The organism is Lactobacillus sp. HBUAS51381 (assembly GCF_012641095.1).
Taxonomy (GTDB): domain Bacteria; phylum Bacillota; class Bacilli; order Lactobacillales; family Lactobacillaceae; genus Levilactobacillus.
This window is the reverse complement of record NZ_JAAVSC010000019.1, coordinates 25,329-46,040: the sequence shown is the minus strand read 5'-3', so window position 1 is coordinate 46,040 and position 20,712 is coordinate 25,329. Positions and strand designations below refer to the sequence as shown.

17 protein-coding genes and 1 tRNA gene are annotated in these 20,712 nt (G+C 49.5%); 4 read left to right on the top strand and 14 right to left on the bottom strand.

Going from position 1 to position 20,712, the window contains the following annotated elements; translation table 11 throughout:
* Positions 1-56: 56 nt before the first annotated feature.
* From HEQ50_RS07855 to HEQ50_RS07815, 9 genes are all read right to left on the bottom strand, one after another.
* Positions 57-1,031: a 3'-5' exoribonuclease YhaM family protein gene (locus HEQ50_RS07855; protein WP_168899963.1), complete on the bottom strand. Its 975-nt coding sequence runs from the start codon at positions 1,029-1,031 to the stop codon at positions 57-59.
* 11 nt (positions 1,032-1,042) lie between these two features.
* Positions 1,043-3,670: an AAA family ATPase gene (locus HEQ50_RS07850; RefSeq protein ID WP_168899962.1), complete on the bottom strand. Its 2,628-nt coding sequence runs from the start codon at positions 3,668-3,670 to the stop codon at positions 1,043-1,045.
* Positions 3,660-4,880 (bottom strand): DNA repair exonuclease, encoded by a 1,221-nt coding sequence (locus tag HEQ50_RS07845; protein WP_168899961.1) that lies wholly within the window; start codon positions 4,878-4,880, stop codon positions 3,660-3,662. The genes HEQ50_RS07850 and HEQ50_RS07845 overlap by 11 nt, the downstream gene beginning before the upstream one ends.
* Positions 4,881-5,070: 190 nt before the next feature.
* The gene (locus HEQ50_RS07840) at positions 5,071-5,412 is read right to left on the bottom strand and encodes a YlbF family regulator (RefSeq protein ID WP_168899960.1); all 342 of its coding nucleotides are present in this window, start codon (positions 5,410-5,412) and stop codon (positions 5,071-5,073) included.
* An 89-nt stretch (positions 5,413-5,501) separates the two neighbouring features.
* On the bottom strand, positions 5,502-7,601 hold the full coding sequence (locus HEQ50_RS07835) for a PBP1A family penicillin-binding protein (protein WP_168899959.1): 2,100 nt from the start codon (positions 7,599-7,601) through the stop codon (positions 5,502-5,504).
* Positions 7,602-7,868: 267 nt separating this feature from the next.
* Complete coding sequence (locus HEQ50_RS07830; RefSeq protein WP_020089242.1) at positions 7,869-8,336, bottom strand: arginine repressor; 468 nt, start codon at positions 8,334-8,336, stop codon at positions 7,869-7,871.
* A 935-nt stretch (positions 8,337-9,271) separates the two neighbouring features.
* Positions 9,272-10,963, bottom strand: coding sequence for an arginine--tRNA ligase (gene argS / locus HEQ50_RS07825; RefSeq protein WP_168899958.1), 1,692 nt, complete (start codon positions 10,961-10,963; stop codon positions 9,272-9,274).
* 313 nt (positions 10,964-11,276) lie between these two features.
* Positions 11,277-11,347 (bottom strand) — tRNA-Gly (locus tag HEQ50_RS07820).
* Between the two features lie 79 nt (positions 11,348-11,426).
* Positions 11,427-11,657: a DUF2187 domain-containing protein gene (locus tag HEQ50_RS07815; RefSeq protein WP_057733531.1), complete on the bottom strand. Its 231-nt coding sequence runs from the start codon at positions 11,655-11,657 to the stop codon at positions 11,427-11,429.
* Between the two features lie 339 nt (positions 11,658-11,996).
* Here HEQ50_RS07815 and HEQ50_RS07810 point away from each other — a divergent pair, with 339 nt between their 5' ends.
* The 3 genes from HEQ50_RS07810 (at position 11,997) to HEQ50_RS07800 (ending at position 14,259) form a co-directional block, all read left to right on the top strand.
* Positions 11,997-13,262 (top strand): N-acetylmuramoyl-L-alanine amidase family protein, encoded by a 1,266-nt coding sequence (locus tag HEQ50_RS07810; protein WP_232842711.1) that lies wholly within the window; start codon positions 11,997-11,999, stop codon positions 13,260-13,262.
* Between the two features lie 64 nt (positions 13,263-13,326).
* The gene (locus HEQ50_RS07805; RefSeq protein ID WP_168899957.1) at positions 13,327-13,854 is read left to right on the top strand and encodes a dihydrofolate reductase family protein; all 528 of its coding nucleotides are present in this window, start codon (positions 13,327-13,329) and stop codon (positions 13,852-13,854) included.
* Between the two features lie 63 nt (positions 13,855-13,917).
* Positions 13,918-14,259, top strand: a complete 342-nt coding sequence (locus HEQ50_RS07800; RefSeq protein ID WP_168899956.1) for a DUF1516 family protein — start codon at positions 13,918-13,920, stop codon at positions 14,257-14,259.
* An 82-nt stretch (positions 14,260-14,341) separates the two neighbouring features.
* Here HEQ50_RS07800 and HEQ50_RS07795 read toward each other — a convergent pair whose 3' ends face one another.
* Genes HEQ50_RS07795 through HEQ50_RS07785 form a run of 3 tightly spaced genes read right to left on the bottom strand, consistent with a single transcriptional unit; the run spans position 14,342 to position 17,512 of the window.
* Positions 14,342-14,875, bottom strand: coding sequence for a hypothetical protein (locus HEQ50_RS07795; RefSeq protein ID WP_168899955.1), 534 nt, complete (start codon positions 14,873-14,875; stop codon positions 14,342-14,344).
* On the bottom strand, positions 14,826-15,983 hold the full coding sequence (locus HEQ50_RS07790; protein WP_232842713.1) for a glycoside hydrolase family 28 protein: 1,158 nt from the start codon (positions 15,981-15,983) through the stop codon (positions 14,826-14,828). Before HEQ50_RS07790 ends, HEQ50_RS07795 begins: the two co-directional genes overlap by 50 nt.
* The gene (locus tag HEQ50_RS07785) at positions 15,983-17,512 is read right to left on the bottom strand and encodes an MFS transporter (RefSeq protein WP_168899953.1); all 1,530 of its coding nucleotides are present in this window, start codon (positions 17,510-17,512) and stop codon (positions 15,983-15,985) included. Before HEQ50_RS07785 ends, HEQ50_RS07790 begins: the two co-directional genes overlap by 1 nt.
* 262 nt (positions 17,513-17,774) lie before the next feature.
* Between HEQ50_RS07785 and HEQ50_RS07780 the strand changes: the two genes are divergently transcribed.
* A complete protein-coding gene (locus HEQ50_RS07780; protein WP_168899952.1) occupies positions 17,775-18,611 on the top strand; it encodes a helix-turn-helix domain-containing protein in 837 nt (278 codons plus the stop codon).
* A gap of 67 nt (positions 18,612-18,678) precedes the next feature.
* Here the strand turns inward: HEQ50_RS07780 and HEQ50_RS07775 are convergent, their stop codons facing one another.
* Positions 18,679-19,392: an aspartate/glutamate racemase family protein gene (locus HEQ50_RS07775; protein ID WP_168899951.1), complete on the bottom strand. Its 714-nt coding sequence runs from the start codon at positions 19,390-19,392 to the stop codon at positions 18,679-18,681.
* Between the two features lie 5 nt (positions 19,393-19,397).
* On the bottom strand, positions 19,398-20,651 hold the full coding sequence (locus HEQ50_RS07770; protein WP_168899950.1) for a carboxylate--amine ligase: 1,254 nt from the start codon (positions 20,649-20,651) through the stop codon (positions 19,398-19,400).
* Positions 20,652-20,712: the final 61 nt, after the last annotated feature.

The following is a 20,712-nucleotide window of genomic DNA, read 5'->3' as shown; positions in this document are numbered from 1 at the left end:
TCATGCATCCCTTCTAATACCAACTTAACATCTACTTGTGTCACCGCTAATAGCGACTAGTCCTGCTGGTTCTTCGGTGCATCCGTGGTTGGCCGATAGAACCGCCGACCATCCAGGGCAAAGACCCGCTCTGAGAATTCGCCGGGCTCCGTATGTTCCACCACAGTATCTAACATCATGATCGAGGCGTCGAGCTCGTCCAATTGATGGAGCACATCGGCTTCTCGTAAGGCCGGCCGCACTGGTGACCCATATTCCAACAAACCATGATGACTGAGGATCATATGCCGCAACAGCAGCACGTCTTCGGCCTGAGGATCTAGCTTCAACGGATCGCAGGCCCGCACCAGTTCACCATCAATCAAAACGATGTGCCCCACCAAGTTACCGGCCAGGGTATAGGTCGTCGATTGTGGTCCCGACAACTCAATGGTCTTCCCCAAGTCATGCAGGATGGCCCCGGCGAACAGCAACGGCGCGTTCAAGTCTGGATACTGTTTGACCACCGAATGGGCCAACTTCAGGATGGAAATGGTATGAAACGCCAAGCCCCCCTTGAACGCGTGATGGTTACTCTTTGCCGCCGGATACGTGAAGAATTGGTCCTGATACTCTCCCAGTAACTTCCGAACGAGCCGGTTCCAGGTCGGCTGCGTAATCTCAAAAATCGTTTGGTTGATGTAGTCTTCCATGGCCGCCCGATCCATGGGTGCCTGTTCGATGAAAAGTTCCGGATCGGCGGGTTCGCCAGGTTTAGACAACCGCAGATGGAAAATCTTAATCTGGGGATGGGTTTGATAATTCTCCCGTTTACCCTGCAGGTGGACGATGCGTCCCGCCACATAGTTGGTCACGTCCTCGTCAGACGCATCCCAGTATTTTCCAGAAATCTCACCGGAACGATCCTCAAAGACCAGAGCAATGTACTGCTTCCCGTTCTTCGCCACCCGCACATCGGCAGACTTAAGAAGCACGAATAAGTCAACCGCTTCGTCTACTGCATAGTCCATTAATTGTTTTGTTGCCGCCATGTTAGACCCTCCTAATCGGTTAATCGAATCAAATTTTCCGTGGTTAATTCATCTGTGACCACTGGATCGGCCGTGAGCAAAATCACCTGGACGTCGGCGCTAATCGTCGCCAATAGTCGGTAAGCCGCCCGCCGGCGTTGGTCATCAAAATTCACAAAGCCATCGTCAATCACCACGGGCATCGCCACCCGTTCCGCCATGACGACGGCAAAGGCCAACTTGACCGCCAAGTCCAGTTGTTCCGCCGTCCCCCGCGAGAGCTGGCTGACTAACCGCCAAGCGCCGTCCGTTCGGCGTACCCGCAGCGTGGTTGGCGTGAGTTCAATTTCAGTATACCGGTTTTCCGTTAATTTATCATAGAATTGGCTAGCCGTTTTGACAATCTGGGGCAATCGATCACCCGAAGCCGCGGCTAACGTAGCTGCAATCCACTGACTCACCAGCCGATCGACCAACCAGTCTTGCGTGAGCGCCTGCATCCGGGTTTCCAAGTTCGCCAGCTGTTGACGTAAAGTAGCCTGCGTGCCGCTTGCGGTCAAATGAACCAACTGCCCCGCCCCCGTGGCCAACGCCTCGGTCACCGTATCTAACTGGCGCTGAAACTTGGTGACCTGACTGGTTGCGGTCGTCGCCTGCTGAACCAATGTGGCCCGATCGGTCACCCGCTGCAAGGCGGCCAACTGCTGGTCGCCCATTTGCTGAGCCAGTGCATCCCGTTGGCTGAGCCGATTTCCCTGCTCGCGGACTTGTTGGTACTGACGATAAAAGGCATCCGTACTCCGAACATTTCGCGTCTGTAGGAAGGTCGTGACGGCCTGCTGGGCCCGATCAACCGCCAACTGATCGCGTTTCAACCGCGCGGCAATCGCCGCGACGTCGCTTTCCTGTGACTGTAGGCGTTGCTGCGTCACCTGTAAATCCTTGAGCTGGGTGGTCAAATCTCCCATATTGGTCACCGTCATGCGCGGTAGGACGCGTTGAATGGCGGCCTTGAAATCCGTTACCGTCTGCGTCGCCGTCGCCAGTTGTGCCGTGCCCGCCTCGAGACGCTGGGTCAGCCGATCCCAGGTCACGATGGCCGTCTGGGCCGCCGCCCACTGGTCAACCGAGATATCGCCCAACCCATGAGCGTCGCCAATATCATCGAGCTGCCGGGTCACCTGCTCGATGACCTGACTGGTCTCACGCAGTTGCGCCTGAACGTCACGAATGTCATCCTCTAGCGATTGCTGTTGTCGGCTAGCCGGCGTGCTGCTATCCACAATAAAGACACCGTAATAGCCCACGGCGACCCCTAGTAGGGCTCCGGCGAGTTTAAAGAGCGTTGCCGGTAAAAACATCGATCCCACCAAAACAATTAACCCGGCGGCCAGCCAGCCAATCTGTTTATCGGCCAAGGGATTTTTTCGTTGCTGTCGCGTTGGTTGTTGCTGCCGATATCGTTCGTTAAGCTGATTGAGCTGTTGCTGTAATCGTCGGCGTTTCTGCGTCGCCAAGGACAGGTTAGACGTTAACTGACGAACCTGCTGCGTCGTGACGAGTGAAAAGGCACGTGGCATCTGACCATGCGTGGCGTACTGCTGCTCAATCTCGCTGGCCCGCCGCTGGAGGTCGGCTTGATCCGTTTGAAGACGTTGTCGTTCGCGCTCGGCGATGGTGATGTCTGGTAGCTGGACAATCAGGGGATCAACCTGTGCGCTCACCAGAAGATAGTCCTGAAATAACGGGTCGAGCTGCTGCTGTTCCTGTAACCCGGCCAACTGATCTTGATCCGCCTGTTGCGACGCCCGCGTGGCCTTGGCTTGATTGGTCAAACGTTCCAGAGCCGTGGCATCGCGCTGTTGGAATCCCCTGTGTGTGCTTTCCGGCGTGGCTGCCAGTTTGCGCCACTGCTGATAAACGGGCCACAACGCCAATTGCCGATCGTATTGGCCAGCAATCTGGCGTTGGACGGCCAACTGACGCTGGAGATCCGTTTGCTGCTGACGGCGTTGTTGTTGCCGCTGGAGCAGGTCCCAATAGCTGGCATAACCGGCGTTGGCCTTCTCTAATTTGGCCGTCAGTTCCGCGTGTTCCTGGAGTAACTGGTTCAAGGCCGGCTTGCGGCCCTGCGGCTTATACACCTCATCGGCGGCCCGGTCCAACTGTCGGGCCTGGTGCAGCCAGAAATCGCTCCCCACCGCTCCCACATGCCGGAGCCGATCGACCAACTCCTGTTTGGATGCGGCAAACACGGTTCCCAGTTGGGGTTCGTTCATGGCATAAACGTTTTTAAATAATTGCGCATCCACCGGCGCCATTAGCCGCGGGAGGGTGGCTGCCGGGAGGGTTAAGTCCAACGTCGTATTCCGGAGGGTAACCTTCCCGCCTCGCGGACCATCGACGCGACTGAGCAGATAGTCTGTCCCGGCCAGGGTGAAAGCGATCTCGCCGCCAAAGCGACTACCGTCCAACGGTTCATACCGCAGTTCGGGATGCTTCTTGGTTGGAAATCCAAAGAAGATGGCACTGATAAACTGCGTCAACGTTGATTTTCCGGCCTCATTAGGCCCCAGTAAGACGTTCAGTCCCGCCGTGAGTTGGAACGTACGGTCGTGAAATTTACCGAAGCCATAAATCGTGAGTCGATTAAGACGCATGGTCATCCTCCTCCCCCATCAACTGGGCTAATTTTTGTTGCGCCGCCGCCTCAAGGTCACTCGGGGTCTGCGCCCGGGTGAACCAGTCGGCCAGCGCCGGAGACTGGGCTAATTTACCAAACAAGGCTTGCAGGTTGGCCGGCGTAAATGTCGTGGCGGCCCCTTGTTCCCAGTACTGTTGATCTAACTGGGGGGCACTGACCGAAGCGCCGTGGACCGTGACCGTAACCGCAATGACGTAACGGTTGGCCTGACGCATGGCCCGCTGCTGGGTCCGCTGCCAGAGGGTCAGCCAGTCCCCGCTGGCAAGTTGATCCGCATCCTCATGTGCTAAGGTTTGTGGCAAATGAACGGTCATCGCCGTCAGTGTGGGGCGATCGGCGGGATTGGCCGCCAGCCACGTCACTAACTGCTGGCTCAACGCCGTCAGCGTCGTCACATCCGCCAAGTCCAATTGCGGTGCGGCCCACAGAATGGCGGCCGCACTGAAGAACTGCGGTACCAATTTACCGGCGACGCTCGTGACCAGATAGGCGCCGCGATCACCGGCCTCGGTGATGGCGCGCCCCTGCGTGTTCCCGGCGTACAGCATGGGTGGCTGTTCTACCAGCAACTGACGCTGGTGAATATGCCCCAACGCCCAGTAATCATAGCGTTTGGCCAGCAATTCGGCCACGGTGAACGGCGCATAGTGATCGTCACTCCCGGTAGCGACCGCGCCATGCAGCATGCCAATGTGCCAATCCGTCGCGGCATGATCGGGAAACGCCGGCGTTTGATCGGACGTGACCCAACGTTGGGGGTAGCTGAAGCCACTGATGGCCACCGTTTCCCCGGAAGCCAGCGTCAACGTCTGGGTGCTCACATCGGCGCCGAAGACCGTGACGTTGGCCGGATAAGCCACGGTTTGATGCTGATCGGCCAAGTAATCGTGATTTCCGAAACTGATGAGTACGGGAATCTTCGCCGCGTTGAGCCGGTCAAACTGTTGGAATAAATACGCTTGCGCCGCCACACTCTGTTCGGCCCGATCGAACAGGTCCCCCGCGAGCAAAACGAAGTCGACCTGCTCGGCGATGGCCCGGTCGAAAACGGCAGTGGCCGCATGAAACGTGGATTCTCGTACCTGTGTCAATAGAGCGCTGGGCAAGTGTTGCAGCCCCAAAAACGGACTATCTAAGTGTAAATCAGCCGCATGAATAAATTTCATGATTCGGGCCTGCCTTTCTTTATGTTTTTATCAATTATAATTTATTGGACTGAAGCCTGACCGTACGCCACACTTGGGCTGACCCACTGCGGGCGGTAGCTCAACAGCATCAGTCCTCACCGTTCACCTAAAAAAATCGCCGGCGCCGACCTCCCGAATGGAAGGATTGCGCCGACGACTCTCTTGAACCCTAGCCTTGGTAGATGGCTTGAATGGGTTGGGTAATCATTTTGTTTAATTCGGTTAACAGGTCATTAACGCCCCGTTCCTTATCCATCAACGCCTTGATGGCATCCTTTTCGGAAACGCGACCGGCAACTTCTTGGACGTGCTTCATTTCGTCGTCCGTTGGTTGTTGACCCGTCATTTGCTTTTGTTGTAAGTCCATTTGAATTTGTTCAAATTCCTTAAACAACTTGTACGTTTCGTCGTCAGCCTTCATCGTGTCAAAAGCTGCCTGAAGGTCCTTGAATTCTTGCGTTTCTTGCAAGGTTTGGGCCACTTGTTCACCCAATGCGTGCATGTCTGCCATTAGTGTTCCTCCTCGGTGGGCGTCCGCCCGGATAAGTTAATCACCAACTATTGTACCATGCTTTAGCGTGCAACCCCAGTGCGTTTCGGCTATTCCACGTAGGATTTTGCCTTTTCCCACCACGATTTCACCTTGTCGGCGGCGTTGTTAAAACTCTTGCCAGCGTTGTCGATGCCGTTTTGGACCTGATCCCAGATATCACTCGCCGAGGAATCGGTCCCGGAATTCTGCGCCTTAGCCAGCGTGGAGGCATCCTTTGTGGTGAAGGACGTTCCCTTGGTGTTCGGCAGGATGCCTTGCATTTCGGCCTGGAACAGTGGACCTTCACCGATCCCACTGACGTTCTCCAAGTGATGCTTACTGCTGGTGCTATCGAAGCCTTCCCAGGTTGTGACGACCACATCTGGCGTGTACCCGACGATCCACTTATCCCGCGTGGCATCGGCATCCCCATCGGCTTCGGTACTCCCGGTCTTCCCGGCAATCGTGTAGCCATACGGTTTGGCACTCGCCCCAGTCCCGTAGTTAAAGACGCCCATCATCATACTGGTCATCTGCTTAGCGGTCTTCTGGGACATGACCTTAGTGGTCTTGGCCTGGCTATCATCGGTGCTGACCACGACGTTCCCCGATGCATCCACAATCTTACGAATGTAGTGGGCCGACGACATGGTTCCGTTGTTGGCAAATGCCGTGTAGGCCTGAGCTAGCTGCTGTGGCGATACCCCGGTCTTCAAGCCGCCCAACGCTAACGCCAGGTTCTTATCGGACTTGGTTACCGGCAAGCCAAACTTCTTCACCGACTCATACCCTTTGTCGACACCGATCTTATTGAGTAACCACACGGCCGGCGCGTTGGTACTTTGCGCTAATGCCTGATACATCGGAATCTTACCGCTGTATTGGTTGCCGTAGTTCCCCGGTGTATAGTGGTTCGAACCATAAGACTTCTTCTTATCCGTTAGTTCCGAATCGTAGTAGTAGCCATTCTCCAGGGCCGGTGTGTAAACCGCCAGTGGCTTAATTGTCGAACCTGGTTGTCGTTGCATTTGCGTTGCCCGGTTATAGCCCCGGAAGACGTGCTTGCCCCGACCACCGACGACAGCCTCGACACCCCCGGTATTCGGATCGATGGCGATGCTGGCGGCTTGAACCTTGGTCCCGTCGCTGGCATTGGCTGGGAAGTAACTATTATTCTTGAACAGCGTCTGCATCTGTTGCTGATTCGACTGGTCCAGCGTCGTGTAGATCTTGTAGCCCTTGTTCATGATCTCAGATTCGGTCAATCCATACTTGCTAACCGCCTCATTGATCACGGCATCGAAGAAGTAAGGATACTTGTACGTGTTCTTATAGGCATAGTTATCGCTGGTCGTTAACGCCGTGGCCTGATACTGCTTGGCTTGGCCGCTGGTAATCGCGCCCGTCTCGGCCATCAGCCCAATCACCACGTTTCGGCGAGCCTTAGACGCGGCCGGGTGATCGATGGGATTGTAGCCACTCGGTGACGTCAACATCCCCGCCAATACGGCGGATTCTGGGACGGTCAAATTCTCCGCGGACGTGCCAAAATACCGTTCGGCCGCATCCTGAACACCCCAGACTCCGTTCCCGAAGTAGGCGTTGTTCAGATACATCGACAGAATATCCTTCTTAGAGTACACATTTTCAATTTCAATCGACAGGAATAACTCCTTAAACTTCCGTGTAAAGGTTTGTTCCTGTGTCAAATAGGCATTCTTGGCCAACTGTTGGGTCAGCGTACTCCCCCCACCACTGATGTAGTTATGCCGAAGCACCTTGTTCTTGGCATACAGCCAGAAGGCCCGCGCATACCCCTTGAACGAAAAGCCATATTCATGGTAAAAGTTACGGTCCTCGGTTGAGATGACCGCGTTCTGTACGTTAGGTGAAATCTGTTTCAACGGAACGTATGTCCCCTTTTGCGAGTACAATGTCCCGGCTTTCTTATTACTTCGGTCATAGATCTGCGTGGGATTCTCCAACGCAGCCTTGAGATCACCGACATTGGCCGTCTTCGCCATAAATGTCAGGTACCCACTCAACAACAAGAACCCGCTCAACACAATCACAATCAACCACCGAGTCAGTTGGAATCGGTGCCAGATGTAGGCGAAACGCGTCTTGAAGCCTGACCAAAAGTCCTGATTAGGTTGTTGATTATTCATAGTAGCCTCTTATCTCCATTGTCAGATTGCATGCTGACTTGGTTAGCTGGCGATGATGCCAGTCTCCGTTATGCCCCGTCGTCCCCCGGATCGCTGAAATCTGGGGCTGGGGTGTAATATAGACATTTTAGCATAGTCCTTACGCTCCCCCGAAATTTCACCGAAACTTTACGAAGCTTTAAAATAGCTTAACGTCCGAATACACTCAACAAAAAAACGCAAAACGAACGACGATTCGCTTTACGCCTCTGTACCTTACTGCTTGAATTAGTGGACAATATCCGGATTCATCTCGTCGGCAATCATGTCGTGCAACTTCACCGCGACCTCGGCACTGGGACTAATAATAAAGATCGTATCATGCCCCGCCAACGTCCCCGCCACTTCGGGGAGATTGAGGTCATCAAAGATTGCCGCCAACAGATTCCCGTTGCTCGGCAGCGTTTTCAAAATATTGACAAATTCAACGCGGGTCAAACCCGTGACCACTTCGTTGATCGTCTCACGGAGCCGTTCTTCTTCGCTCCGATTTCCGGCCTTAAAAATTGTATAGCGCAAATGGCCGTGACCATCCTGTGCCTTGACGATCTGCATTTCTCGAATGTCTCGCGAGATGGTGGCCTGTGTCGCTTGGATGCCAACCTCCTCGAGATGTTCCATTAATTCTTCCTGAGTGCCAATGGGATACTGATTGATTAGCTGCTCGATTCGTGATTGACGCATGCTTTTCTTCATGGCGACCACCCTCCCGCATAAAATTGCATTAAGTATAACAAAGGATGCGGAATTTAGCCACACGTCTCTGCATATTTATAAAGCAAGTGTACCAAATATTCGTTTTCAACGCAAAAGGAAGCTCCCCAATGATCGGAAAACTACTGAACTTAAACAGCTAAAGGTTGAAAGTTCACGAACATATCCCAGTCCCCAGCTGACAAGGCTTATCGCCATAAAATCAATCATCACCGACCACCTGCGGCTGCCAGAGATTCCGGCGCTGTGGGGACCGCCTGCGGCCTGAGAACCGGTCCTCCGGCTCGGTTTGAAGCCTGATAAAAACCATCAGTCTCCAAACACGTCCCGCGCTGTAAGCTGTTGCACAGCTTACAGCGCTGTCACGGCTGCCTACATCTCTGGCTGCCTCCGGTTACATATAATTGAAATCGACTCAATGTGCGGTGACATCGCTGGAATGGCAACGTTCTGCCAGTTTAATTGGATGCATCTCATGTAGCCGTGAGTGAGTCAAATTTGGTCTCAGCCGTTGACAAGAGTGTGCCTACAGGCGGTTAACTGGTGAGCATTAACGCTGATAGGCGGATAATCCTGCCTTTGGATTATTTGTCTATCAGTGTTAAGCGGAGCCAGTTGCCTGTTGGCACACGTTTCGGCTATGTTGATGACAAGACGATAGCGGGCTGACGGTTCAAAGCGAGGGAAAAGACAGTACTTTGGCTTTTCCCGATTCTTCCCACCGCGTTCCAGACCAAATTTGGCGAACGGTAAGGCGGCCAGCACGCGACTATCATATTATAATGGATGATAGTCTTGTCACATCAAGGATTCTAGCTGTTTTCTATCTTTCAACCCTTAGTTAAACAGCAAAAAGGCCGTGACCATCAGTCTCCCAATAGTCACAGCCGCTAAAATCATTTAATTAATTATGCTGCTTACATTTCATCAGGTGCTTGAACCCCTAACAGACGCAGGGATTCTTTGAGCACCGTTGACACGGCCTTAACCAGGGCCAACCGAGCCGATAATTCGGCATCTTCCGTCAGAATCTTGGAGTGAGCGTAGTACTTGTTAAACGTCTTCGCCAACCGAATCGCATACTTGGCAACCACGGAAGGTTCCAATTCCTTGCAAGCCATCTTCACAATGGCTGGGAAGTCGGCCAAGACTTTAATCGTGTCCCAAGCCTCGGGATCGGTGATTTGGTTCCCAGCTGGTTGAACGTCAACACCGGCCGCCTTGCGTAACATACTTTCGGCCCGCGCATGGGCGTACTGGACGTAAGGCCCCGTCTCGCCTTCAAACTTCAACTGGTCGGCCAAGACAAAGTCGATGTTGTTGGTCCGCTCGTTCTTCAAGTCACCGAAGACGATGGCGCCGACACCCACTTGTTGGGCAACGGCTTGTTTGTTCGCCAAGTCAGGGTTCTTCTCATTGATTTCTTCAGCGGCCAACTTCACGGATTCTTCCAGCACCTTGGCCAACAGGATGATCCGGCCGGAACGCGTAGACAATTTCTTGCCGTCCACGGTAATCAGCCCAAATGGCACATGTTGGAGGTTGTCAGCGGACTTCACACCCATTTCTCGGAGCACGGCCTTTAATTGTTTGAAGTAGTAGGTCTGTTCGGACCCCACGACGTAGAGGTTCTTGGCCGGGGCGTACGTCCGGTCACGGTACAGCGCCGTGGCGATATCCCGCGTGATGTACAGGGAGGCCCCGTCACTCTTGAGAATTAACGCTGGGTTCAGGTCGTACTTGCTTAAATCAACCACTTGGGCGCCTTGCGATTCAACCAGCAGGTGCTTGTCCTTCAAGATCTGAACGACTTCTTCGAGCTTGTCATTGTAGAAGGCTTCCCCGTTATAAGTGTCGAATTTAACGCCTAATTCATCGTAAACATCGTTGAATTCTTGTAAGGAAGCTTCCCGGAACCATTTCCACAGACGGTGGGCTTCTTCGTCACCGTCTTCGAGCTTCTTGAACCATTCACGTGCGATGTCGTCCAATTCTGGCTTGTCGACATCTTCCTTGTGGAAGCGGACGTAGTATTCAACCAACTTGTTGATAGGATCGGCCTTAACGTCGGCTTCGTTCCCCCACAACTTGTAGGCCGTGATTAACTTCCCGAATTGGGTTCCCCAGTCGCCCAAGTGATTGTCCTTGATGGGATGATACCCGTTCTTGGTCAAAATCTCAGCGATAGAGTTCCCAATCACCGTTGAACGCAGGTGACCCATGGACATTGGCTTGGCGATGTTTGGTGAGGACATGTCAATTGGCACGTTACCACCATGACCATCTTCATTTTGGCCATAGCTGGCACCGGCCGTCAACACCGTCTTCAATGTGGCTTCACTGTAAGCGCCCTTGTCAAAGAAGAAGTTCAGGTAAGGACCCACGACTTCCACCTTTTCAAAGGCGGTCGTGTCTAGCTTGTCCGCTAAGTCCTGCGCAATCTGTTGGGGTGCGCGGTGCAAGACCTTGGCCAACGTAAACGTTGGGAACGCCATGTCCCCCTTATCAGACGTCTTGGGCCGTTCCAGCTTGGCGGCGATTTCGTCCGCCGTCAGTTGACCGTCCAGCGCTTTGGCTAACGCAGCAGTTACTGTTTGTTTGTAATCCATGCTAATTTTCCTCCCTATTAGTTGCCTTCATCAATGACGTGGTGGGTTTAGTTTACATCATTTTACCGGCGAGATAAAAAAACGTCCCCTACAAAATTATTTGTAAGAGACGAGATTTCCCGCGGTACCACTCTGTTTGACTTAAAAGTCCACTTAAATGATCAATTTAATTGACTCAGCCGCTCCGTTCCACCACACTGATTGCCCGGCTCACAGCCGCCCGGACTCGCTGAAAATCATGATGTACTGTACTATTTCGTCTGAGGTGCTTTCGAATAATAAGAAAGACGACCCTAAGGCCGCCCCATTCGAAAGCGGGTGACGGGAATCGGACCCGCGACGCAAGCTTGGGAAGCTTGAATTTTACCACTAAACTACACCCGCACAACACAAATGAGTATAGCATACCATTTGTGAGTTGTCATCATCTTTTTGCAAATAAATTCAAAATATTCAATAAAAACTAGTTTTTATCCGCTTTGTTCCCCGTAATCTTGGCAGCTGACTTGCGTACAACGGCACGGTTGTTCATATCTCCAACCGCCGTCTTATCAGCTGGATCGTAGTCCCGAATCTCAACTAAAACTGAATTATCATACACTTTGGTCACTTCACCCGTGAAATCATGTTCCAGGGGACCAAATTTCTTTGCCGCAACGTAATCGCCAATCTTAATCTCAGTCGTCTCAGCCATTGTTCGTCGCTCCTTTCGTATGCAAATAACAATTATAGTCAATATTAACTTTAAGCGCAAGCATTGCCCCCTTCTATTTCTGCCACATAAATGTAAAAAGTTTGAAACAAAGAGCGTATCACGAACTTTAAGGCTGATTTAAGAAAGCAATGAATGAAAATCCGATCGTTATCCAAATTATCTAACTATTTTCATGACGATGACGGTCAATTCCGAACAACGCCGGTAGATTACCCCCTTACTTGTTTAATATTCAACCTTCGAGAAATACGTTATAATCGAGGCGTTGCGTTACATCTTTTTTTAATTAAGAACCATTCAGCAGGAGGAGAAAAGTTTATGATGAAGAAATGGCAACACTGGGCTATTCGGGGAATCGCCCTCACAGCGGGATGCCTGGGTCTATTCTGGTCGTCCACGACCGCAAGTGCCAATGCAATCAATACTTATATTGGCAACCAGGACTACAGCACGCCTAAGATCACCAAATCTTACCAGGCCGTCTTACCGAAAAATAGCTATCGTTACAACAAACCCGAGGGGGTCGTGGTCCACGAAACGGCCAACCCTAACTCAAATATCTACGGTGAAATCAGCTACATGACTGGCCATTATAATAATGCCTTCGTGCACACTTTTGTAGATGCTAGTCGTATTATCAACATCGCCAACACGAAGTACCTGAGCTGGGGGGCCGGGCCCGTTGCCAACCAACGCTACGTGCAATTCGAACAGGTGGAGGTCCACTCCAAAGCGGCCTTCGCATCCGAACTGAACAACGCGGCATACTATACAGCCTACATTTTGAAGCAATACGGTCTGACGCCTAAGCGGTACACGACCGTCCTTTCTCATCACGATGTCTCGAATCTTCTGGGTGGCACGTCTCACTCCGATCCCGACGGCTACTGGGCAACCAACGCGAAGAAATACTTCGGCACAACTTACAACATGACCGACTTCGTTAGCTTGGTCAAGACGCAGTACGCCAACTTGGGTGGGAGCAATACAACGGACACAACGTCAACCGATGACTCCACGCAGCATACGGTGGCAAATAAGCCAACGGCAAAGCCCAAGACGGTGAGTTACTACCATGGCGGTAATAACGAAACGGCCACGTTAGCCAACAACTACACCAACTGGACCGTTTACAATCACATCAAGGGAACCAATGGTGCCCGTAAGATTGGCTGGGGTAATCTCAGTGCCGATCACCGCGGGGCCAAGGTCTATGTCGATAGCCGTGGCGTCAAGAAAGGCGGCTGGAGTGGGACCTGGTACCGGATTCGCTTTGGCAAGAACTCGGGTTACAAGTACTGGGTTTACAACAAGGTGTTGAACTTCCCTAAGGTCACTTACAGTGACGCGAGTGGAACGCCCACGCTGAACACGACACAGAATAGCGCGTTATACAACCACGTGTTGAACTCGAACTACTTGTCCAAGACGATGGCGCACACGCAAGATTTCAAGGCCAATACCACCGCTAAGATTAACAAAAAAGGCTATAAGGCCAGCGATGGGTCGACTTGGTACCGCGTGACAGTTGCCGGTAATACCTACTGGGCAAAGTCCACGAGTCTGATCGGCTTAGACGCCTAATAAATTGCTCAAGAGAACGCGTCACTGCGAGTGGCGCGTTCTTTTTACTAAGGAGGCAAATAGCATGGGACGCATTCAATTTTACGGGGCCATCTCATTAGATGGCTACCTGGCCACGCCGGACGACCGGATTGACTGGCTAACCAACCTTTCAGGAATTCCAAACGACGTTGGCGCGGAGACACTCCAGCAAATGAGCAGTGCGATTCTAGGGCGGGTAACCTACGACGCCGTCCAAGAATTGGCGCCGCACGCGCCGTTGAATCCCCACAACCCGCAAATGACCAGCTACGTCATGACGCATCGCTCCCATCCGGGCCAACCGGGATTCACCTTTACCAGCGAACCGGTGACGACCTTAGCGCAGCGCTTGGCCCACAGTGGAAACGTCTGGATCGTTGGTGGCAGTGGTATTTTGACCCCGTTGCTAACAGCACATCTGGTGGATGACCTCTACGTGCAGATTGCGCCAGTTCTGCTGGGAAACGGAAAACGCTTGTTTGAGACACTTCCCCACCAGCAAGAGCTGGAATTGGTCACCACCCATCACTACGGTCCGCTCGCCGAGGTCGTTTATCACCTGAGTAATTAATTCACTTTTAGCGGTCGAATATGGTAGGCTTGAAGCAAACAGTGCTTAAGGGAGCGGTTTACAATGTGGTTGGCCTTACATTTTTGGACTTGGATCGTCCTAACCGTTTTGGTGATCCTGGGTCTCACCCGACATTCAGAAAAACGGATAACCCAATTTTTACTTTTGGCAAGACTGGCCTACTTAGTGATGATCATTAGCGGTGTGGTGCTCAGCATTCGCACGTTCGCACATGCCCCCCTACTGATTAGTCTCAAGTTTGCGCTGGGCATCGCCACAATTGCGTTGATCGAGGTTAGCTTTGGCCGGAAGATGGAACGCGATACCCCACATCTGATTTACTGGATATTGGGCGTTGTGGCCCTGATTACGGTTGGTTTAGGATTGACATTGGCATTTCACTAATTCGATGTTTATGAAAAATAACCCAGGAAGCGGCGGTGGCCGTTTTCCTGGGTTATTTGGTGTATTCTATTACTGCTGGTAATTAGTTCAACTGAAATTGTAAAACTTGAGGTCCAAAACTAATCCTAACTTCTTGTGATGTCTCATCCGCCCCATGGATATTGCTAAACTGAACATTCTTACACCGATTCAAGTATATTGAATCCGTTGGACGATCAATTTTAATATTGTTTAAAGTAAGCTGGTTGATAAAATAGTCGGAATTATTCTCGAGTGTAGGAGCAAAGCCAATCAACTCGATTGCCTTTCCCTTCGCATGCGTAGGATGCCCCATGACATCATAGTTCCTGCGATTTCCAGATATCTCAACATTTTGTAGTTGAATATTCTCGAATTTCGGAAGTTCTGTAGCCTTCACGCCATCACTATTATATGGCGTTGAATGTGCAAAGAAACTATCAATACAGCAATCTTGAATCCGTACATTCTTAATATAGCCACCCCGTTCATCACTAGCTTTTAGCTCAATACCGGAATCTGTATCTTGAATCCTACAATGGTGAATTTCAACGTTCTCGACTCCCCCCCGACTGTTCACTTCCGATTGCCAATCCATGACCACCAGTCATTTTCAAATCAAATATTTCAATATTTCGAGATGGCCGATTGATTCGATTACCTTCGGGATTTTTGCCAGACTTGATTGCAATGCAGTCATCACCAGTATCAAATGTATTCGCGAAAATCCAAACATTTTGCGAAGAGTCTGGATCAATTCCATCTCCATTATCAATACCTTGAGATGAAATACCTATGTTGTTAACTGTGACTGCATCACAGTAAAGCAAATGTAGTGTCCAACAAGGTGGATTTTCAAAGGATACTCCCGTCAATTGCAAATCACTCACTTGAATAGCATTGACTAGCCGACCACGTACCCGACGACCGGGAATGCCATCCGAAACGTATTTTGGATAGGCCTGTGGATCACTATAGATTTTTTCCATTGCATCCCCTAATTCAGTACCGCCACCTCTAATCTGTCCAGTTCCACAGACTCGAACATTCTGACAGGTTTTACGATCCCGATTATCTGGATCCAAGTAACCAATATTAAGTAGGCTGCGATAGCAATATAACTCCCACCCCTCATATCGCGTTAAAACTAGACCATCCGAATTACAGCGACGCGTACCATTAGCAGAAATTGTCTTTGTGTATATATAATCATTGGGATCATGACTGCCTTGCAATCGGCCATCCACTTCTAGTGTGATCTCTGACTTCAAATCTAATGCCCCACTACAAACAATTGATTTAGCTGGAATTAATACGGTCCCCCCTGGTTCACAATCATTAATGGCTTGTTGAATGCGATTCGTTTCTATTTGATGGCCTGTACCGTCAGCGTTGTACGGTGGCAGGCAAACATTAAGACAGTCATGTTGCCGAAGCGTCTTTACTGTCACTCGTAGTACTTGGTCTAGCTTATCATCAGCCGACTGCGCTTGAATATCAAAATTGTAGATTTGTTCCGGATTCAGATTATCCGCATGATAGTAGGTATGTTCACTACCCACTTTTGTCAACTCCACTCCATCCTGAAAAACTGTATAGCTTTTCATAGGTTCTGCAAATTGTCGCCAGACTAAGTCACAGGAAGTTGCTGTTAATGACGCCGGAGCCACCTTCAATTTTACTCGTTCATTAGATTGTATCATCATCAATCTCCCTTAGATTCCTTAAAACCAACATTGTTATTACCAAAGCACTTTTCATACTCAAATCCCGTTAATTGCTCAACAACTTTTCGGTTTTTATCAGTAACTTCAGACAATTTACCACCCGCATGCACACGAGCCAATTCATCTAAGACAATTTGATGAGTTGCCTGATTGAATATTTTCAATCGATGCGTACTGTACATTGCGACTAAGGTTAACAGCGTCGTCCCACCAACAAACAACCATACAATCGCATCAATTGCTGAACTGGACTGCGTACCTAAACCTTCTTTAAAACCAGCAGCGGATAGTAATGCCCCGATAATAAACAGAATCGTCGCTTTCAAGAACTTATTGCAGGTGTACATTGCTCCGGCCAGGATCCCCTCCCGACGACGATTGGTAACCAGTTCATCAATATCTGCCATAAATACATAAACCGTCCAGGGAATGTAGTAAGTTCCCCCCATACTCAACCCCATGATAACTGAGAGTCCTGTCAGCAAGATGAATACAATACTGCCGGAGATACCAAGCCAATAGATACTTGCGTAGGAAAACACACAGAGAATCAAGAAGGTCAAGGCCACTTGGTTTGGTCCCATAAATCCTTTATGAGCACAAATAAATATAAACGCAAATGTCGCGATAATCTGTGCGATACTATTAAGACTGTTCATTCCAGAAACTAAAGTGGCCGATTGTTGTAATGCGTACACCACAAAATAGGTGAACATCGTGGTAAAAATAACTAGAGCTCCTTGTGCCCCAAATAGATAATTACCCAAATGTAATCGAAACGCTCGAACTCTGAAAGTAGACAAAACATCAATGAACATTTTCTTTAACCCTAACCAGAAATTCCCAACGTATTCGTCTGCCACTTCTTCTGGCTTTCGTTCCCAAGAATTCTTATAAACTAGGATCAACGTTGTTAACATCACAATACCCCACGTTAGGGAAGTTGCCAGATAAGCATATGGCGATTGCTTACCTAAAATTGTAAAGAAGACACCAGGCAATGCCCCTGTTAGAAAGCTCGCAATGTTACCAAACAAAGCCTTACTACCAGTTAAATAGGTGCGTTGTTTGAAATCAGATGTCATTTCCACAGCTAATGTATCGTAAGGCACCATAATCAAGTCATAAACCAATTCAAATCCCATATAGGTAACTAGGTAATACCAGAAATTCATGCCGCTAATCCAAATTGCCGGGTATAAAATCATCAGTGGCATGCTAATTAACAAGAAGAATCGGCGACGACCAAACCGTCGCCCTAACTTCGTTGAATACAGGCTATCACTAATGAAACCAACGATTGGGTTAGCAATAACATCCATATAGGATGTTATCGCAAAGATTAAGCTCGCTTGCCAAGCCGGAATATGACCAAAGGCTGTCAAGAAGAATAAGAGCCAAGCATTTGAAATATTTGAAGCCCCACTCCCAATCAGGTTGGCACTCCCATAAGCAATTCGCGTAAACCACGTAATTCGGCGTTGTGGTTTTGATTCTAGTCCATTCAATATCCGCACTTCCTATTCTTTATACTCATCGGTTAGTACTAATTCCACGAGTTGCGCAACTCTTAAAAACTAGAAACGTGTTAACTTCATTTCTTTAATTTAAATTGTAACCGCTTCAAAAAGAATATTCTTTGCGTTTAGCCTTCAGTTTATTGCGAAAACGAACCTTGACATTCAACATATATACGAAATGCGGTATACTAAATTCAGAAAATGGTAGCGCTTTCAACGAAACGCATTTTTTAGAGGGGAGGAATTATTGATGAATTATTTGGATTTACCACTTGATAGTACGATCAAGTATGATATTGTCTGTCTTCATAAGAGCGATCACCAATACAGCATGCCTTTCCATAAACATACTGGTTTTGAACTAGAGCTATATATATCAGGTGATATTAACCTCATTACTGATAAATTGACCTATCATATGGAACCAGGTTTTCTGACTTTGATTCCACCTGGTGTCTGGCACAGAACTATGACCGTTCACGACGTCATCCCTTATGAGCGAATTGTCCTTAACCTCAAACCAAATGTTATCGACCAACTCTCTACTTCGGAAACTAATCTGGCAGATTGTTTCTATGTAAACGGCAAAAATGATATTAATATTTTAAAATTAGACGCTCAGCAAATGTCAACGTACGTCTCTCTCTGTCACCAACTCATTCCTATAATTGATGCGTCTGACTATGGCAGTGACATCAAGCGGAAAGCCTTGATTGCCCAAATCATGTTAATTGCCAACACTGCCTCCCCATTCAACCGACCTGACAAGAAGAATATGATCCCTTCACTAATTAAGCAAATCACTGAATTTGTTGATCTGAACCTATCCGGTGATCTCACATTATCCGCTTTCAGTTCACATTTCTTCTTAACATCTGCATATATTAACCGTTATTTTAAGAGCTATATGGGGCTACCGCTACATACTTACATTATTGAGAAACGACTTGAACTAGCCAAAGAACTCCTTGCAAACGGGCAAAGCGTTTCTGATACCTGTATTCAATGTGGCTTTGGCAACTACAGTCATTTTATTCGAACGTTTAAAGCTCATGTTGGCGTATCCCCAGGTCACTATCATCTCTAGATAAAAAAGCGTAGATTGCTTTAAACCACAAGCAACCTACGCTTTTTGAATTTTCTAATTGAAAGGCCTATTTTCCCTTCTGCATCTTCAAAGCCAACTCCAACGTCCGGTCAACCAGTATAGACTGTCCATCGATCGTTGGAAACTCGGTTTCGGGCTCCCGTTCTTGGGCTAACGATAATTCCGTACACCCGAGGATCACCACATCGGCGTGCTGCTGGGTCACCATGTCCTTGACAATCCCGTGGAAGCGGGCCGCATTCACCGTATTGTTTTCCTTGATGTCGTGATAAATCAACGTCATGGTTTCATTTTCGATGGCTTCGGTCGGTAACACGGGCTCCAATCCCGCCGCAACCAGCTCTTGTTCATAGATCTTGTCGGCAATTGTTCCGCGAGTCCCCGTAATTCCGATGCGCTTGGCCTCGGGATAACGACGCTTAATTTCCTTAACCGCCTCACGTGGCATGTGCAGAATTGGAATATCCGTGGCTGCCTGTAAGTCATCATAAAAATAATGCGCCGTATTACATGGGAGGGCAAAGAATTCCGGCCCCAATTGACTCTGTTGGCGAATATCGTCTAACAAGCTCGGTAGCGGACTGGGCTGACTGTGATCCAAAATATACGTTGTCCGATCCGGAACGGTCGCGTGATTAACCAAAATATAATTCAAATACTCTTGATCGGCGTGGGCTGGTGTCCGTAAGTTTAACTGGTGCACGTAACTTTCGGTGGCCATCGTACCCATACCACCAATAATCGTAAAGAATTTTTGCATGGTCATTACCCCTTGTTTTCTGCGAAATACTTCTTAAAGTTGACGGCATAGTTATGCTGCATCCACTGAATCAACGCCCACCGCTTGAGGTTCATATCCTGATCGTAACGATACGTGGTGCCATATCTCCCGGCGGCAATCAGCTTCAATGCCCGTTCCTTATCCGCATTCTCGCGTGTATATTGCTTGAAGACCTTGACCGGCACACCCAACCAGAGTGCTTGCTTGCTTTCATCTTGATTGCCATAAACGGTTGGTGCGTCAACCAATTCATCCTTAACATAGTCCTTCACAACCCAATCCGCAAGATTGTAGCCGTTTAACGTCACAAAAAAGCTACTCCGGCCCTGCCGCAAGTTGATCTCAAATAGCTTAAACGTCTGGTCACGCACATCGTATTTCATATCGAAATTAGCGTAACCGGTGAAATCAATGGCTTCCAGGAACGTCTGAATGTTGTGGTAAATTGTCTCGTTGTATTCCGGAATAATCGCCACATAGTTTCCGATTGCGGATGGGGCGGGATCTTCCAGCAACGGATGACCTAGACACATCATTTTCACGTGATGATGCTGGTCGACGTAGGCGTTCAGGACCCGCATGTTGCTGTCATCGCCGGGGACAAAGTCCTGCAAAATCAGGTCGGACGTATACCCATTAGCGTAGGCCTTGGCCACAATGTCCTTGAACTCGGCTTCGCTTTGAATCCGGAACGCTTTCTTCCGACCTTCAAAGTGAACGTCGAGCCATTCGACACTGTTCGCCGGCTTCAGCGCTACTGGGTAATCAAAGGGTTGATCGATATTCCCGGCCGTGGCTTCTGCCTTGGTGATGATCCGCGTGGCGGGGTACGGTAAATCATATTGGTCGCAAACCTTGTAGAAGTTTTCCTTGTTATTCAAATGCCGCAGCTTGTCGTAATCAATGTACGGACAAATGAAGACATCTTCCAGCTCCGCCTTATGCTTACTAATCAGCTCGGCATAACCATCCCCACAACCGATTAGGATGACCGGTTCCGGATGGTTGGCATAGCGTTCCTTTAATTTACGCATCGTTTCGATCCAAACGGGGTCCTCATCGAAGCCCGGGATCAGTTCCAAGTTAACCACTTTTGTATAACGCGTGGGCGCCAGCTGGATGCTAGCAAAGGCCTGCACGGGTTCATGATAAAGATCGTAAAATGAGCGGGCCATCCCGTAAACGTTGAAGTCACTCCCCAACAAGATGGGGGTGAATTTGACGCCATTATTTTCCATAACGAATTAAAGTCCCTTCACAACTACTTTTTTCTGGTTAAACGCAAGCAAGGTTGTTAGC